This window comes from Aquimarina rhabdastrellae (genome assembly GCA_947387485.1).
In the GTDB taxonomy this organism is placed as follows: Bacteria; Bacteroidota; Bacteroidia; order Flavobacteriales; family Flavobacteriaceae; genus Aquimarina.
Window position 1 is genome coordinate 69,225 of sequence record CANDNT010000007.1, and the last position, 15,444, is coordinate 84,668.

Sequence of the window (15,444 nt, forward strand, 5' to 3'; positions counted from 1 at the left end):
TTTATACTACAAACTTGTATCCTACTCCCTTAATAGTTTTGAAGCTTTCATCTCCTATCTTCTCTCTAAGTTTTCTAATATGAACATCAATAGTTCTTCCTCCTACAATTACTTCATTCCCCCATACTTTATCCAAAATATCTTCGCGTTTGAATACTTTTCCTGGTTTTGAAGCTAAAAGCGATAACAGTTCAAATTCTTTACGAGGTAAGACCAATTCTTTCTTATCCTTGATAATTTTATACTCATCTCTGTTAATAGTAAGGTCTCCGATTTTAACAACATTTTCTGCATTATCTTCTTCTTTTAGCCTTCTTAACAATGCCTTAACCTTACTTACTAATACTTTTGGCTTAATTGGTTTAGTTATATAATCATCTGCACCAGCATCAAAACCTGCAACTTGAGAATAATCTTCTCCTCTAGCCGTTAAAAATGTAACAATTGTATCTTCTAATTCTGGAATTCTTCTAATGTTCTCACAAGCCTCTATTCCGTCCATTTCTGGCATCATTACATCTAGAATAATAAGGTGAGGTTTCTTCTTTTTAGCAATCTTTATCGCCTTACTTCCATTCTCTGCAGTTATTACTGTATACCCCTCGGCAGTCAGGTTATATCCCACTATTTCTAAAATATCCGGCTCATCATCAACTAATAGGATGGTAATGTCTTTTTTATTCATTGTTTGCTATTTAAGAGTGTGTTTCGTGGCTAATATACTACTTAAAATACATCGTTTTACATCAAAATTTCTTCGTAACAATTCCCTAACGTTAATATCATAGATAAATAATACATTTCAATAGCCCTATCTTATCATTACTCCTTTCCTTTGCCCCAAATTACAGAATATTACTAAAAATGAAAAAACTATTTACATTTATTGCTTTGTTTTCTTTTGCAATAAACTTTGCTCAGGACACCGGTTCGATAAGCGGTAAACTTCTTGACAAAGAATCTAATAATCAACCATTACCTTTCGCAAATATTATACTTAAAGGTACTACTCAAGGTACTACTACTGATTTTGACGGATTATATACTATCAATAACGTACCTGTAGGTACTTATACATTAGAATTCAGTTTTACTGGATATGAAACTGTTCAAGTTCCTAATGTTGTGGTTGAACCCAATAAAGTAACTGTAATTGACTCTGCACTAGGTGCAACTGCAGCAGTACTTGATGATGTTGTAATTAAAGTACAGACAAGTAGAGAACGTGAAACAGCTTTATTATTAGAACAAAAAAATGCTGTTGTAATTAAACAAGCTATTGGTGCACAAGAATTAGCTCGTAAAGGAGTAAGTGATGCTGCTGGCGCAGTAGCAAAAATCTCTGGTATTTCTAAACAACAAGGAGGAAGTAATGTATATGTAAGAGGATTAGGTGATCGCTATCTTAATACAACATTTAACGGTTTACCTTTACCTTCTAACGATATTGAAAAGAAAAATATTGACCTAAATCTTTTTAACTCAGATATCATCAAAAACGTAGGTGTAAGTAAAACTTATGCTGCTAATTTTTATGGCGACTTTGCCGCTGGTAATGTTGATATTCTTTCTAAAGAACACAAAGGTGATTTCTTTATTAATGCTGATATAGGTTCTAGTATTAATACAAATTCTGTAAACGAAGACTTCTTTAAAAGTGAAGGAACTGGTTTCTTTGGTTTCTACAATCGCTATCAAAATAATCCTTATGCCGTTATCTTATCTCATGGTGTTGATGCTGAAGCGACAGATGGAACTATAGGGCTTAACGGAAGTATTTCTGGAGGAAAATCTTGGAACATCGGAGAGGAATCTAGAATAAGCCTTCTTGCTACTGCTTCTTTTAGCAACTCATATGAATACCGAGAAGGTACCGCTGTAGATTTTACAACGGTAACTAAAAAACGTTTTCCTAATGTAGAAGAGTTTGAATATAGCAGAAATACTACGGCGTTACTTTCGTTAGGATATAAAATCAATAGCAATCATAAAGTAAAGTTTAACTCTTTATTTATCAATGATGCTACAGATGAGGTTGGATATTATGGTATTAATGGTGAAGGTTCTAACCGTGACGCCATCTTAGATACGGATAGAGGTTTTTATCAATCAAATGTACAATTTGATCAAGATATGATTTATGTAAACCAGTTAACTGGTACGAGTACATTAACAGAAAAATTAAAACTAGACTGGGGAATTGGATATAACAAAGTATTATCAAGACAACCAGATCGTAAACGTATTAGTGTCGAGCGTTATGATCTTGAACTTGATAATGATCCTACTACAAATGGTTTTTTCTTTAATAATATCGTTTTTGATAATCAACGTTATTTCCAAGATATCACCGATGATGAGATCAATGCTCGTATCAACTTAAACTACGAAGCTTCAGAACAATTATCTTTCAATTTTGGGTACAACGGAAGACAAAAAGAGCGTGATTTCGAAAACATTCGCTACGGATATGATTTTATCGAACCTAATACGCCTGTTGGTGATGTAAGAGATCTTAATGGTTTGTTTACTCAAGAAAATATCGGAACTGTATTTAATACTTTTGTTTTTAGAGGTCTAGATCCTATCAACGGATTAGGAAACGTTAATCTTCCTGGACGTCCAGAAAATACGTATAACGGAAAACTTAATGTACACGCAGCTTATGCTAGTGCCATCTATAAACATGGAGAAAAGTGGTCATTTGTACCTGGATTACGTGTAGAATTATTTGATCAAGAAATTTTTTATAATGTAATCAACTTACCGGCTACAGATCCTAAATTTAGAACAGCAGATGAGGTGTTTTTCTTGCCTAGTTTAAACATTAAATACGCATTACAAGAAAATCAAAATTTACGTTTCTCTATAAGTAGAACAGTTTCTAATCCTGAGTTTAAAGAGGTAGCTCCATTTGTTTATGAAGATGTAACAAAAAGAGTTGGAGGTAATCCAGACTTATTAGATGATCCTTCTTTTTCTAGCATTATCAATTTAGATCTTAAATACGAATGGTTTATTTCAAAAGGAGAATTACTTTCTTTTGGAGCTTTTGCTAAACAAATTAACGATCCTATTAACCTTGTTGTTGCTAATGATGCTACAGGAACACAACGTTTCTTTAGAACTGGTGATAAAGCTGAAGTTTTAGGTTTTGAATTAGAAATAAGAAAAGCTTTATTACAAGACGAAGACGAGAAGAATATTCTATCTGCTGGATTCAACACAACATATACTTATACTAAGCAAGATTTAAAAAGTACTCAAGGAACGTTCAGTACTACATTTGATCGTGATGAAGATGAGCTGCAAGGTGCTTCTCCTTGGTTAATTAATGCTGATATTAACTATAGTCCAACTTTTGGAAACTATAAACCTATTGCCAACCTAGTATTCTCTTATTTCTCAGATCGTATAGATGCATTAGGTTCTGGTCAATTAGGTAATATCATAGAAAAAGGAGTTCCTACTTTAGATTTCATCTGGAAAAACAGCATTGGAAAACATCTAGAGATCAATACGAGCATAAAGAATATTTTAGATCCATCTATAGAATATGTAAGAGAAGGTACTCCACAAGGAGATATAATCACTTCTACTTACAAAAGAGGGATCAATATCGGTTTACAAATGAAATACAAATTTTAATACTACTAAATCAAAAAAGCAATTAAATCAACACAATTATTATGAAAACTAGTAAATTTCTCTTAAGTCTTTTAACAGCAGCTACTTTATTTATCGGGTGTTCAGATGACGACACTGCAGATGTAGTAATCAATCAAGGTGGTGGCGATGACCCTAACCCATCAGATAATGTTATTGGAGGTACTTTATCTCAAGATTTAACATTAGATGCAAATGAAGAATATACCTTAACAGAAGCACTTCTTGTTCCTTCTGGTAGAACCTTAACTATCAACCCAGGGGTTGTAGTAAAAGCTGCTTCTGGTGCAGATGTATATATTGCTGTACAACAAGGTGGAAAAATAATGGCCGAAGGTACTTCTAGCAATCCTATCGTGTTTACTTCTTCTGCGTCAACTCCTAATCCTGGAGACTGGGGAGGTCTTATCATTTTAGGAAAAGCTCCTATTAATTCTGTAACAGGTGGTGATGCAACTTCTACTTCAGAAATCGGTGGTTTACCTTATGGTGGAAGCATTACTAACGATAACTCTGGTACTTTAAAATATGTACGTGTAGAGTATTCTGGAGGTAGTGCAGATGCTTCTTCAGAAAATAATGGATTCTCTTTCTATGGTGTAGGAAACGGAACTACTATTGAGTATATCCAAGCATTTGAAGGTAAAGATGATGGTGTAGAGTTCTTTGGTGGAACTGTTAACGCTAGCTATATCTCTGTTGTTGGTGCTCAAGATGATTCTGTAGATTGGACAGAAGGATATACTGGTACATTAACAAATGTATATATCGAGCATAGTGCTTCTCATGATAAAGGTATCGAAGGTGACGGATTTAATACAGATATAGGAAACAACTCTAATCCTGTTTTTTGGTCTGCGCCAACAGTAAACAATATTACTATCTTAGGTAGAGGTTCTACAAATGATAACGAAGCTATTCGCTTAAGAGCTGGTACTAGAGCTATGTTTAGTAATGTAGAATTAATCGGATTTAAAGAAGCTTATGATCTTGATGGTGACTCTGGAAACAGCCCTACAGGTCAAGGAGTTCTTGATAATGAAACTGCAGTAGACGGAATCTTATTTACTGATATCACAACTAAGCTTAAAAATGATACAGGAGCTTCATTTACAGAAGCTGATTTCTTCTCAAACGAAGGAACTGCTCAAGGAGCTAACTATGACAACTGGAGTTCTGGATGGACTCGTAACTAGTCGATTTTAAACCACATACAACACATACAACAAGAAAAACCGTCAAATTTGACGGTTTTTTTTTATTTAACATTTAAATTAATGTTGTACCTTTATAGTCCCAAAGCTATTTGTATGAAAAAATTTTACCCTACTATCTTAACATTATTGCTCTGTTGCTTTCTGTCATTTCAGGATGCTCATAGCCAGTCCATCAATAATTCTGATCAGACTATTGAAGGGCTATCGATCTATCCAAATCCTACTACATCCAATAAAATTTATATCAATTCGACTAGAGCTTTAACTAAGCAAGTCGAAATATATAACGTATTAGGAAAAAGAATATTGTTTAAAGTGATAACTTCTAAGGAGCTTGACATTTCAACCTTAAAGTCAGGTGTTTATATAATTAAAATCAAAGAAAAAGACCAAACAGCAACCAGAAAACTAGTGGTACACTAGTTTTCTCATGTTATGTTTAGGTTAAATCCCTTTCTATAAATTCATATTTTGTGTTTTATAACTAGGTTTCATTATTTTAGCACCTAGAATAAAAACACATTAGTATGAAAAAAATTACTCTCTTATTATTTTTATTGATCTCGTCTATTTCTTTTGGACAGGTGATCATTACAGAACTTGCCGATCCTAATAATAGCGCAACTGCTGCAAACACAAGATATGTTGAAATCTACAATATTAGCGGTGGAGATGTTGACTTAACTGGATGGGAATTAAGAAGATGGACTAACGGTAATGCTGCTACTACTAGCCAAGTTGATTTAACTCCACTTGGAACTTTATCTGCTGGTGGTTTTGCTGTAATTGCAGCTAATGCTGCTGCTTTTCAAACTGCTTATGGTGTTGCTGCAGACCTAGAAGGTGGTACTGCTGGTCCTGTTGATAGTAATGGTGATGATCAAATTGGTCTTTTTAACAACAGTGATACTTTAGTAGATATTTTTGGAGTTCCTGGAGAAGATGGTTCAGGTACTTGCCACGAATTTGAAGACGGTAGAGCTGAACGTAAAGCTACTGTAACTGCTGCTAATACTACTTGGGATGAATCAGAATGGAATGTATGGGCTGATGATACTGTAAGTGGATGTACTAGTCATACAAATGCTGCTCAAGATGCTCCTGGTAATTTTGATCCAGGTGCTTGGATTGGTGCTTCTGCTGACCCTTCATTAAATGCTAGCGTTTCTGCTTCAACTTTTGCTCCTGGTACAACTTCTGTTGCTGTATCATTTTCAACTAACAATTTTGATTTAACTGGTGATAATGTGGTAGAATATATTGTAAACGGAGGAACTCCTGCTACAACAACATCTAGCCCTATCAACGTTACTGTTACAGATGGTGAATCATATACTGTAACTTTAGAATTAAAAAATGCAGGTGGTGCTTTATCTCCTGAAGTAAAAGAAACAGTTAACTTTTCTGTTGCATCAATCACAAATGTTGCTAACATTGGTGCTTTAAGAGCTGGTACAGAAGGAGACTATTATATGCTTACTGGTGAAGCATTATTAACTTATGCTCAATCTTTTAGAAGTCAAAAATATATTCAAGATGCTACTGCTGCTATCTTAATTGATGACAATGACGGAATCATTACTACTTCTTATAATGTAGGTGATGGGATCACTGGAATCAAAGGGCAATTAACTTCTTTTAATAGTCTTTTACAATTTGTACCTATCGAAGATCCAGGTGCTGCTTCTACAACAGGTAATACTATTACTCCAGAAGAAGTTACTTTAGCAGATTTAGCTGCTAATCCTGTTAATTATGAATCTGAATTAATTTCTGTTATAGAAGTAACTGTTGATACATCTGTTAACACTGACTGGACAAATGGTGCTGAATATACATTAACTCAAAACTCTGATACATTTACTTTTAGAGCTTCTTTCTTTGATGTTGATTATATCGGTACAGCTATCAATACAGATCCTCAAAATATTGTAGGTCTTGTTACAGGAAGAAATACTAATCTCTTCTTAACAGCTAGAAATGCTGCAGATATTACAGATTTCTTAAGTACGGATAGCTTTACTCGTAACGGAAATGCAATCTATATGTTCCCTAACCCATCTAGCACTGGAGTACTTAACTTCACTACTGGTAATGAAAATGTTGACATTAAAGTTTTCAACATCTTAGGGAAACAAGTACTTGCTTCTACAGTAAATAACTCTTCTGTTAACACTGCTGATTTAGCTGCTGGTATTTACTTAGTTCAGTTCTCTCAAGAAGGAAAGAAAATTGCTACTAAAAAATTAGTGATTCGCTAGTTTCTTTAGTTCACGATAATTTCAAAACGTTCCTAATGCTACGTATTAGGAGCGTTTTTTTATTTTATCTTTGTTGGTCTATATATCAACAATACTCGACTTTATGTTATCTGATGCTATATTTTCTATAAAAAACACTACCGATTTTAACGAAGTAGCACTACGTGTTTTTCGCCGACAATATACTCATAACCATACTTATCAGCGTTTTTGTAATTTATTAGGAAAATCAAAAACTGCTGTAAAACATTATACTGAAATCCCATTTTTACCAATCGAGTTTTTTAAAAAAGAACAATTACTAAGTTCTTCTAAACCGGTCCAGAAAATCTTTACTAGTAGTGGAACCACGGGTAGTATTACCAGCAAGCATTACATTACTGACTTAAATCTTTATGAAAAAAGCTTTAATACTGCTTTTAATTTATTCTATGGAGATGTTTCTGAGTATGTAGTTTTAGCCTTGCTCCCAGCATATCTAGAACGAGAGGGTTCTTCTCTAGTCTATATGGCACAATCCTTAATAACACAGAGTAATCAACCCGAAAGCGGTTTTTATCTTCACAATCTTGAAGAATTAGCTTCTATCCTAAGAAAGCTTTCGCAGCAAAATCGTAAAGTTTTACTTATAGGTGTTTCTTTTGCTTTACTTGACTTAGTAGAAAACTATGAGGTGAATGTAAACAAAGAAACTACCATCATTATGGAGACGGGAGGTATGAAAGGTAGACGAAAAGAACTCACCCGTTATGAATTACATGAGATATTAAGTTCTGGCTTTAATACCCCAATGATTCATAGCGAATACGGCATGACCGAATTATTATCTCAAGGATACTCAAAAGGTAATGGTATTTTTTATTGCCCACCATGGATGAAAGTTCTCACTCGTGATCCAGAAGATCCTTTTACATTATTACCACATGCCAAATCTGGTGGTGTAAATATCATTGATTTGGCCAACCTTAATTCCTGTGCTTTTATCGCCACTCAAGATTTAGGTAGAGTATATGCAGATAATAGTTTTGAAATCATAGGGCGATTTGACCATAGTGATATTAGAGGATGTAACTTAATGGCGCTATAATATGCAAGAAAAGAAAACTTCTAAGGTTATAGGTTGTTTTACTTTTTTGGTAGTACTTATCATTGCTTTTATTGCTTATGCAATGATTTCTATAATACTTCCTATTAAAGGTACTTACCTTTTTTCGTTTATCTTATTAGTTATATCTTATAGCATTTATAAAATCACAAAGCATCAAACTAATTTCCTTCCGTTAAGTAGTATTGTTATTATCCTTTTACTTTTCTTTATTCCTAGACTCTCTTCTCCTACTATTACAAAACCTAAGGTTTCTAATGAAGAAGAACAGGTTTTTACCGAAAAAAAATATGAAAAAGGGGATTCAATTATTTTATATAGTCAAACTCGAGAATGGGTAGATAATTATGGTAATGATTATAAAGGTACTTTTTCTGTAAGAGAAAAAGATTATATCAATTCTAAAATAGAATATCTTAATTATACCAAATCAACAATTATTAAAAGCTGGACTTCTTTATATGATCATCTCATAAAAAAAGATACCCCTCACCTAGATCTAATTATAGAACGTCTTTCACTTATACAAAAAGAGCATAATCTTAATAAGTTAGATTTTGCCGAAATGGTAGTTACCTTTATTCAAGATATCCCTTATGCCTTAGTTTTTAGTGAGGAATGTCAAGCTCCAGAAAATTACGAACAAAACATCAGGAGTATATTAGAAGACTGTTCTGACTGTTGTATTGGTAATATTCCTTACGGGATTCAAAACCCTGTTGGATTTATGGGAAATTTAAAAGGAGATTGCGATACGCGCACTGTTATTATTTACGCACTTTTAAGTCATTTTGGTTATGATGTAGCCATACTTAATAGTCAATACTACAAACACTCTATATTAGGCTTAAATCTACCCGCTAGTGGTGATTATAAAATTCATCAAGGAAAACGCTATTACACTTGGGAAACCACAAACAAATACTATACTCTAGGAACGCTTCCAGAGAGTTTTGATAATATTAATCATTGGGATATTGTACTCACTAATACTTCTTCTTATGCAAACTAAACTAATTACTCTAGCCGTAATAGAGCTTACTCTAGCGATATTAATCTCTATTCTTATTTTTTATATCTCATACACTATCTTAAATCGTTTATTTTTTAAGAATACTTCATTAAGAGAAGGAAATACTGCTTTTACGATCTTTACTAGTGGTATTATTCTTTCTATTGGTATGATTTTAAGCGAAATCATTCCTTCTATTACAAATATCATTCGTCTATCGATGACTGGGCAACATCAAATCCATTTAGGCACATTAATTCAATACTCTGGTTTATATCTGTTTATAGGGTTTCTTTTTGCAGTTCTTATCAACACTGCTGTTTTCTTTTTATTCTCTATTCTTACAAGGGGTATCAATGAATTTAAAGATATTCAACAAAATAATATTTCTACTGCAATTCTCGTTTCTTCTATTCTCATTTCCATTACATTAATCTCAAAAAACAGTATTAGTTTACTAATTAGTGCCTTGCTTCCGTATACCGAAAATGCTAACTTTTTATTATAAAATTGTAAAGTATTTGTAATGTGCTTTTTTAATTTACGACTGAATTGACACATAACAAATAAACAATAATTTATAATGAAACGCTTGATTACCTTTATATTACTGGTATTTACATTAACATTAAATGCCCAAAAAATTGATTATAATACTGATGATGGTTTTGTAGCTGAAGGATATGATGTAACAGAATATTTTAACAATAAAGCTGTAAAAGGAAAATCTAGTTTCACTTATACTCATGATAATGTTAAATATAAATTTGCGAATAAAGCAAACCTAGATAAATTTAAAAGTACCCCTGATAAATTTATTCCAGAATACGGTGGATATTGTGCTTATGCAATTGCAAAAGGAAAGAAAGTTAGTATAGATCCTAAAACTTTTGAAATAAGAGATGGTAAATTATATTTATTCTATAATTCTTGGGGAACTAATACGCTTAAAAAATGGTTAAAAGAAGGTGCAAATACCTTAAAGACCGAAGCAGATAAAAACTGGAAAAATTTAAAAACGAAATAAAAAATTATACAGAGAGTAACTGTATAAACACAATAAAGTTTTTTTTCAATAATTGATTGGTTAGTTGTAAAGCCTGCTAAGTATAGTACTTAAGCAGGCTTTATATTTTTATATAATTAATTATTTAATACTTAATACAAAGTAATTCTTTTTACCTCTTTGTAACAGTACAAAACGATCATTAATTAGATCTTCTTTCGAAATTTTATATCCTTCTTTGATCTTTTCTTTATTTACCGAAATAGAATTCTCTTTTAAAGCTCTTCTTGCTTCACCATTGGATTTTAAGAACCCTCCATGCTCAACCAAAGCACCAATTACATCTAATTCTTCTTCGATAAGGTTTTTAGAAATCTCTGCTTGTGGTACTCCTTCAAAAACATCTAAAAAAGTAGCTTCATCTAGATCTTTTAGATCTGCAGAAGTTGATTTACCAAATAAAATATTTGAAGCTTTAATCGCATTATCCAAATCTTCTTGAGAATGTACCATTATAGTTATCTCTTCTGCCAATTTCTTTTGTAACGCACGTTGGTGTGGTGCTTCTTTATGAGCTTCAACTAGCGTTTCTATTTCTTCTTTGGCTAAGAATGTAAATATCTTGATATATTTTTCTGCATCTTCATCACTAGTATTCAACCAGTATTGGTAAAATTTATATGGAGAAGTACGATTAGCATCTAACCAAATGTTTCCTCCTTCTGTCTTTCCAAATTTCGTACCGTCTGCTTTAGTAATTAAAGGACAAGTAAGGGCATATCCTTTTCCTCCTCCTATCCTTCTAATCAGCTCAGTTCCTGTAGTGATATTACCCCACTGGTCACTACCTCCCATTTGAAGCGTACAGTTTTTATCTCTATATAGATGTAAGAAATCGTATCCTTGCACTAATTGATATGTAAACTCTGTAAATGACATTCCTTCAGACGACTCAGACGACAAACGTTTTTTAACCGAGTCTTTTGCCATCATATAGTTCACCGTAATATGTTTACCTACATCACGAATAAAATCCAAAAATGAAAAATCTTTCATCCAGTCGTAATTATTCACTAGCTCGGCTGCATTAGGTGCATCGCTATCAAAATCTAAGAATCTAGATAATTGTTCTTTGATTGCTTCTTGATTGTGACGTAATGTAGCCTCATCAAGCAAATTACGTTCTGCAGATTTTCCAGAAGGATCTCCTATCATTCCCGTTGCACCACCTACCAAAGCGAATGGTTTGTGTCCTGCCAACTGAAAATGACGCAACATCATCACTCCTACTAAATGTCCTATATGTAATGAATCTGCTGTAGGATCTATCCCTACATAAGCACCTCTCATCTCCTCCATTAAGTGCTCCTCTGTGTTAGGCATCACATCATGTAACATTCCTCGCCAAGTGATTTCTTCTATAAAATTCTTTATCATTTTGTCTGCATATTTTAAACTTCAACAAAGATAAAAATTAGCATATTATTCGCTATCTTTTAGATCAGAAATCCCAAATTCCTTACTTTAGTCCTTTGGATATAGTTTATATTTATGATTTTAGTTACCGGAGCCACAGGATTAGTAGGATCACATTTAATTGCACAATTATGCAAAACGCATAAAAACATTAGAGCAATTTATCGTTCTGATCAAAAAAAAGAACAAGCTAAACGTGTTTTTCTACACTATCACAATGATGCTACTGCTTTTGACAAAATTGATTGGATTCTTGCCGATATCAATGATATTCCTACTCTAGAAATAGTTTTTAAAGGTATTACTCATGTATATCACTGTGCTGCTATGATCTCTTTTAATCCAGATCATTATAAAAAACTAAGAAAAATCAATATTGAAGGTACCGCTAATATCGTTAATCTTTCTATCGCAAATCAAATCCAAAAATTATGCTATGTAAGCTCTATTGCTACTCTAGGTGATGATCCTACCAAAAATTATTTTGACGAAGAAAATGATTGGAATCCCGAATCTCTTAACTCTGTTTATGCTATCACAAAATATGGAGCAGAAATGGAAGTCTGGAGAGGTACTCAAGAAGGGCTTAATGCCGTTATTGTAAATCCAGGTGTTATTATCGGTTCTGGTTTCTTTAATAGTGGTAGTGGTTCTTTATTTTCTAAAATCAATAAAGGGTTTAATTACTATACTTGTGGAGTCACTGGCTATGTAGCTATAGAAGACGTAGTTACTCCTATGATTGCACTTATGAATGGTGAGTATACTAATGAGCGTTATATTTTAGTTTCAGAAAACTTAAGTTTTAAAAGTATTTTCTCTTCTATGGCTAGAGCTTTAGGTAAGTCTGCTCCTAAAAAGAAAGTCTCTCCTTTTATTTTTCAAGTAGCATGGAGATTGCAATGGGCTGCTTATAAAACATTAGGTATCACTCCTTCTATTTATAAGACTACAGCAAAAAGTGCTTTTACTAACTGTCTTTATAAAAATGTCAAGCTAAAAAAAGCACTTAATTATTCTTTTATACCTATTGAAGAAAGTATTAAAAAAACGGCTACTCTTTTTTTACAGGAGTGATTGCACCTCTTTTTTTCTTTGCTGCATCTATTTCGGTATCAATTTTAAGCTTTCGTTCTATTGCTTTCTTATCTAGTTTTCGTTCTATTTTTTCGTCTTTCTTTTTAAGCTTTGCTATAGAATCTTGAATTTTCTTAATAGAGTCTTCTCGCTTAACAATTTTGGCATAAAGTTCTTTAGATTTCTTTATAGTATCTTTTACACGTTCAAAAAGTTTATCATATTCTTCTAATCTAGAAGCATACCACTCATTACTTTTTATAAAAGTAACACTATCTATTCCGTGTTTTTTATATACCAAATCTACTGGATGAATTTCTTTTTCAGTAAATACTTTTTTGTTTACAGCTTTAGCAGTTCTAGCAATAGCCAAATCTGTCAACACTGCTACCATCTTGTCTTCAGGAATTAAATTCTCTGGTTTATTTATTTTTTCTATACTTTGACAAGAAATTGCTAAAATCCCTAAGCCTAAAATTACTCGCTTCATCATCTTTTTATCTATTGAATGTTAGCCTAGCTCCATTCTTTACCCCAGTAGGTTTAAAATTATGATATGCCAAACTACCATTTACAAAGGTATGTGTTATTCTTGATTTAAATGTAGTTCCTTCAAAAGGAGACCATCCACATTTATATAATATATTCTCTGTTTTTACTGTCCATGGTGAGTTTAAATCTACTAACACCAAGTCTGCATAATATCCTTCTTTAATGTATCCTCTCTTTTCTACCTCAAATAATCTTGCTGGATTATGACACATTTTTTCAACGATCTTTTCTAAGCTAATTTTTCCTTGATGATATAGCTCTAACATAGCAGGTAATGCATGCTGTACAAGAGGTCCTCCAGAAGGTGCCTTAGTATACACATTACTTTTTTCTTCTTTGGTATGAGGTGCATGATCTGTTGCTACTACATCAATTTTATCATCTAATAAAGCTTTTAATAAGGCATCTCGATCTTGCTCTGTTTTTACTGCTGGATTCCATTTGATAAAAGTTCCTTTCTCTTCATAATCCTTATCACTAAACCATAGATGATGAATACATACTTCTGCTGTAATTTTCTTTTCTTCTAGTGGAATTTTATTTGTAAACAGTTCTAATTCTTTTGCTGTTGATAAATGGAAAATATGTAATCTAGCTCCTGTTTTTTTCGCTAATTCTACTGCTTTAGAAGAAGAAAGATAGCAAGCTTCTTCACTTCTTATTATCGGGTGATATTTAATAGGAATATCATCTCCAAATTCTTCTTTATATTTTGCTGTATTCGCTCTAATCGTTCCTTCATCTTCACAATGAACGGCTATCAATAATTCTGTAGAAGAAAAGATTTTTTCTAATACTTCTGGATTATCTACTAACATATTTCCAGTAGATGAACCTAAAAATAATTTTAAAGCGGCTACTTTCTTTGGATCTAATTTTAGAATTTCATCTAAATTATCATTCGTTCCTCCAAACATAAACGAATAGTTAGCATAACTACTCTCTGCCGCTATTGCAAATTTCTCTTCTAGTTTTTCTACTGTAGTAGTTTGTGGTACTGTATTAGGCATTTCTATAAACGAAGTAATACCTCCTGCTATAGCTGCTCTGGATTCTGTTTCTATATTAGCCTTATGAGTAAGTCCAGGCTCTCTAAAGTGTACTTGATCATCAATTACCCCAGGCAATACATAATTACCTTCTGCATCAAAAATACGTACATCTGGTGTTTTTGCACTTATCTGTTCTGCAATCTCTTTGATTACCCCTCCTTCAATATAGATTTCTCCATTGATAATTTTGCCTTCATTAACAATGTTTGCATTTTTAATCAGTACTTTTTCCATGATTATATTTCGTAACGCTTAAATAAACTTTTGATTTTCATTTTTAATACTCCAAAGATAGCTTCGGATATGATAGAACCACTCATTTTTGATTTTCCTTGTGTTCTATCGGTAAAGATGACCGGAATCTCTTTAATATTAAAACCTAATAAATAGGTTTTAAACTTCATTTCGATTTGAAATGCATAGCCTACAAATCGTATTTTATCTAGATTAATTTTTTCTAATACCGCTCTTTTATAGCATACAAAACCAGCTGTTGTATCATGTATGTCCATGCCTGTAATCATTTGAACATATTTTGAAGCTCCCCACGATAACAACACTCTACTCATAGGCCAATTTACCACATTAACTCCTGTTATGTATCGAGAACCTATTACTATATCTCCTTCATTTTCTATACATGATTGATATAATCTAGGTAAATCGTTAGGATTATGAGAAAAATCTGCATCCATTTCAAAAATATATTGATATGACTTTCTCAAAGCCCATTTAAATCCATGAATATAAGCAGTTCCTAATCCTTGTTTTCCTTTGCGTTCTTCTATAAATAGTCGATCGCTATATTGTTCTTGTAATTGTTTTACTTTGGTCGCTGTACCATCTGGGGAATTATCATCAACAACGAGGATATCAAATGAAATATCCTGCGAAAAAACACTATGTATTATTCGCTCTATGTTTTCAATCTCATTGTAGGTAGGAATAATAACTAATGAATCTACCATTAAAGCTGTTTTCAGGCAAATATACTCAAATAATTGTGAGTTACTTCTATAC

The 15,444-nt window shown here is 32.7% G+C and carries 14 protein-coding genes; 9 read left to right on the top strand and 5 right to left on the bottom strand.

Features of this window, described 5'->3' with window-relative positions:
* Nucleotide 1: 1 nt before the first annotated feature.
* Entirely contained in the window at nt 2-685 is a 684-nt protein-coding gene (locus tag ACYEKI_RS12130) for a response regulator transcription factor (RefSeq protein WP_459211460.1), read from the bottom strand.
* 179 nt (nt 686-864) lie between these two features.
* Here ACYEKI_RS12130 and ACYEKI_RS12135 point away from each other — a divergent pair, with 179 nt between their 5' ends.
* From ACYEKI_RS12135 to ACYEKI_RS12170, 8 genes are all read left to right on the top strand, one after another.
* Entirely contained in the window at nt 865-3,648 is a 2,784-nt protein-coding gene (locus tag ACYEKI_RS12135) for a TonB-dependent receptor (protein WP_459211461.1), read from the top strand.
* Nucleotides 3,649-3,689: 41 nt separating this feature from the next.
* Nucleotides 3,690-4,862, top strand: coding sequence for a multidrug transporter (locus ACYEKI_RS12140; RefSeq protein WP_459211462.1), 1,173 nt, complete (start codon nt 3,690-3,692; stop codon nt 4,860-4,862).
* Between the two features lie 114 nt (nt 4,863-4,976).
* On the top strand, nt 4,977-5,306 hold the full coding sequence (locus ACYEKI_RS12145; RefSeq protein ID WP_459211463.1) for a T9SS type A sorting domain-containing protein: 330 nt from the start codon (nt 4,977-4,979) through the stop codon (nt 5,304-5,306).
* Nucleotides 5,307-5,410: 104 nt separating this feature from the next.
* The gene (locus ACYEKI_RS12150) at nt 5,411-7,144 is read left to right on the top strand and encodes a lamin tail domain-containing protein (RefSeq protein WP_459211464.1); all 1,734 of its coding nucleotides are present in this window, start codon (nt 5,411-5,413) and stop codon (nt 7,142-7,144) included.
* A gap of 103 nt (nt 7,145-7,247) precedes the next feature.
* Nucleotides 7,248-8,231: a LuxE/PaaK family acyltransferase gene (locus tag ACYEKI_RS12155; RefSeq protein WP_459211465.1), complete on the top strand. Its 984-nt coding sequence runs from the start codon at nt 7,248-7,250 to the stop codon at nt 8,229-8,231.
* Nucleotide 8,232: 1 nt separating this feature from the next.
* Nucleotides 8,233-9,261 carry a hypothetical protein gene (locus ACYEKI_RS12160; RefSeq protein ID WP_459211466.1) on the top strand — a complete coding sequence of 343 codons (1,029 nt, stop codon included), beginning with the start codon at nt 8,233-8,235 and terminating at the stop codon, nt 9,259-9,261.
* Complete coding sequence (locus ACYEKI_RS12165; RefSeq protein ID WP_459211467.1) at nt 9,251-9,769, top strand: DUF350 domain-containing protein; 519 nt, start codon at nt 9,251-9,253, stop codon at nt 9,767-9,769. Before ACYEKI_RS12160 ends, ACYEKI_RS12165 begins: the two co-directional genes overlap by 11 nt.
* A gap of 75 nt (nt 9,770-9,844) precedes the next feature.
* Nucleotides 9,845-10,288 carry a YHS domain-containing (seleno)protein gene (locus ACYEKI_RS12170; RefSeq protein WP_459211468.1) on the top strand — a complete coding sequence of 148 codons (444 nt, stop codon included), beginning with the start codon at nt 9,845-9,847 and terminating at the stop codon, nt 10,286-10,288.
* Between the two features lie 120 nt (nt 10,289-10,408).
* On the opposite strand, the gene tyrS is transcribed toward ACYEKI_RS12170, so the two are convergent.
* The gene (gene tyrS / locus ACYEKI_RS12175; protein WP_459211469.1) at nt 10,409-11,704 is read right to left on the bottom strand and encodes a tyrosine--tRNA ligase; all 1,296 of its coding nucleotides are present in this window, start codon (nt 11,702-11,704) and stop codon (nt 10,409-10,411) included.
* Nucleotides 11,705-11,818: 114 nt separating this feature from the next.
* On the opposite strand from tyrS, the gene ACYEKI_RS12180 reads away from it, so the two are divergent.
* Nucleotides 11,819-12,820, top strand: a complete 1,002-nt coding sequence (locus ACYEKI_RS12180; protein ID WP_459211470.1) for an SDR family oxidoreductase — start codon at nt 11,819-11,821, stop codon at nt 12,818-12,820.
* Here the strand turns inward: ACYEKI_RS12180 and ACYEKI_RS12185 are convergent.
* Genes ACYEKI_RS12185 through ACYEKI_RS12195 form a run of 3 tightly spaced genes read right to left on the bottom strand, consistent with a single transcriptional unit; the run spans nt 12,798 to nt 15,392 of the window.
* Nucleotides 12,798-13,313: a DUF4296 domain-containing protein gene (locus ACYEKI_RS12185; RefSeq protein ID WP_459211471.1), complete on the bottom strand. Its 516-nt coding sequence runs from the start codon at nt 13,311-13,313 to the stop codon at nt 12,798-12,800. The two genes, ACYEKI_RS12180 and ACYEKI_RS12185, sit on opposite strands and share 23 nt — an antisense overlap.
* A gap of 4 nt (nt 13,314-13,317) precedes the next feature.
* The gene (locus ACYEKI_RS12190; RefSeq protein WP_459211472.1) at nt 13,318-14,658 is read right to left on the bottom strand and encodes a dihydroorotase; all 1,341 of its coding nucleotides are present in this window, start codon (nt 14,656-14,658) and stop codon (nt 13,318-13,320) included.
* Nucleotides 14,659-14,660: 2 nt separating this feature from the next.
* Nucleotides 14,661-15,392, bottom strand: a complete 732-nt coding sequence (locus ACYEKI_RS12195) for a polyprenol monophosphomannose synthase (protein ID WP_459211585.1) — start codon at nt 15,390-15,392, stop codon at nt 14,661-14,663.
* Nucleotides 15,393-15,444 lie beyond the last annotated feature (52 nt).

What these genes read in the sequence shown, in the direction of transcription:
- ACYEKI_RS12150 (WP_459211464.1), top strand. Translation starts at nt 5,411, where the DNA reads ATGAAAAAAATTACTCTCTTATTATTTTTATTGATCTCGTCTATTTCT.
- ACYEKI_RS12160 (WP_459211466.1), top strand. Translation starts at nt 8,233, where the DNA reads ATGCAAGAAAAGAAAACTTCTAAGGTTATAGGTTGTTTTACTTTTTTG.
- ACYEKI_RS12165 (WP_459211467.1), top strand. Translation starts at nt 9,251, where the DNA reads ATGCAAACTAAACTAATTACTCTAGCCGTAATAGAGCTTACTCTAGCG.
- ACYEKI_RS12145 (WP_459211463.1), top strand. Translation starts at nt 4,977, where the DNA reads ATGAAAAAATTTTACCCTACTATCTTAACATTATTGCTCTGTTGCTTT.
- ACYEKI_RS12140 (WP_459211462.1), top strand. Translation starts at nt 3,690, where the DNA reads ATGAAAACTAGTAAATTTCTCTTAAGTCTTTTAACAGCAGCTACTTTA.
- ACYEKI_RS12190 (WP_459211472.1), bottom strand. Translation starts at nt 14,658, where the DNA reads ATGGAAAAAGTACTGATTAAAAATGCAAACATTGTTAATGAAGGCAAA.
- ACYEKI_RS12180 (WP_459211470.1), top strand. Translation starts at nt 11,819, where the DNA reads ATGATTTTAGTTACCGGAGCCACAGGATTAGTAGGATCACATTTAATT.
- ACYEKI_RS12135 (WP_459211461.1), top strand. Translation starts at nt 865, where the DNA reads ATGAAAAAACTATTTACATTTATTGCTTTGTTTTCTTTTGCAATAAAC.
- tyrS (WP_459211469.1), bottom strand. Translation starts at nt 11,704, where the DNA reads ATGATAAAGAATTTTATAGAAGAAATCACTTGGCGAGGAATGTTACAT.
- ACYEKI_RS12195 (WP_459211585.1), bottom strand. Translation starts at nt 15,392, where the DNA reads ATGGTAGATTCATTAGTTATTATTCCTACCTACAATGAGATTGAAAAC.
- ACYEKI_RS12155 (WP_459211465.1), top strand. Translation starts at nt 7,248, where the DNA reads ATGTTATCTGATGCTATATTTTCTATAAAAAACACTACCGATTTTAAC.
- ACYEKI_RS12130 (WP_459211460.1), bottom strand. Translation starts at nt 685, where the DNA reads ATGAATAAAAAAGACATTACCATCCTATTAGTTGATGATGAGCCGGAT.
- ACYEKI_RS12185 (WP_459211471.1), bottom strand. Translation starts at nt 13,313, where the DNA reads ATGATGAAGCGAGTAATTTTAGGCTTAGGGATTTTAGCAATTTCTTGT.
- ACYEKI_RS12170 (WP_459211468.1), top strand. Translation starts at nt 9,845, where the DNA reads ATGAAACGCTTGATTACCTTTATATTACTGGTATTTACATTAACATTA.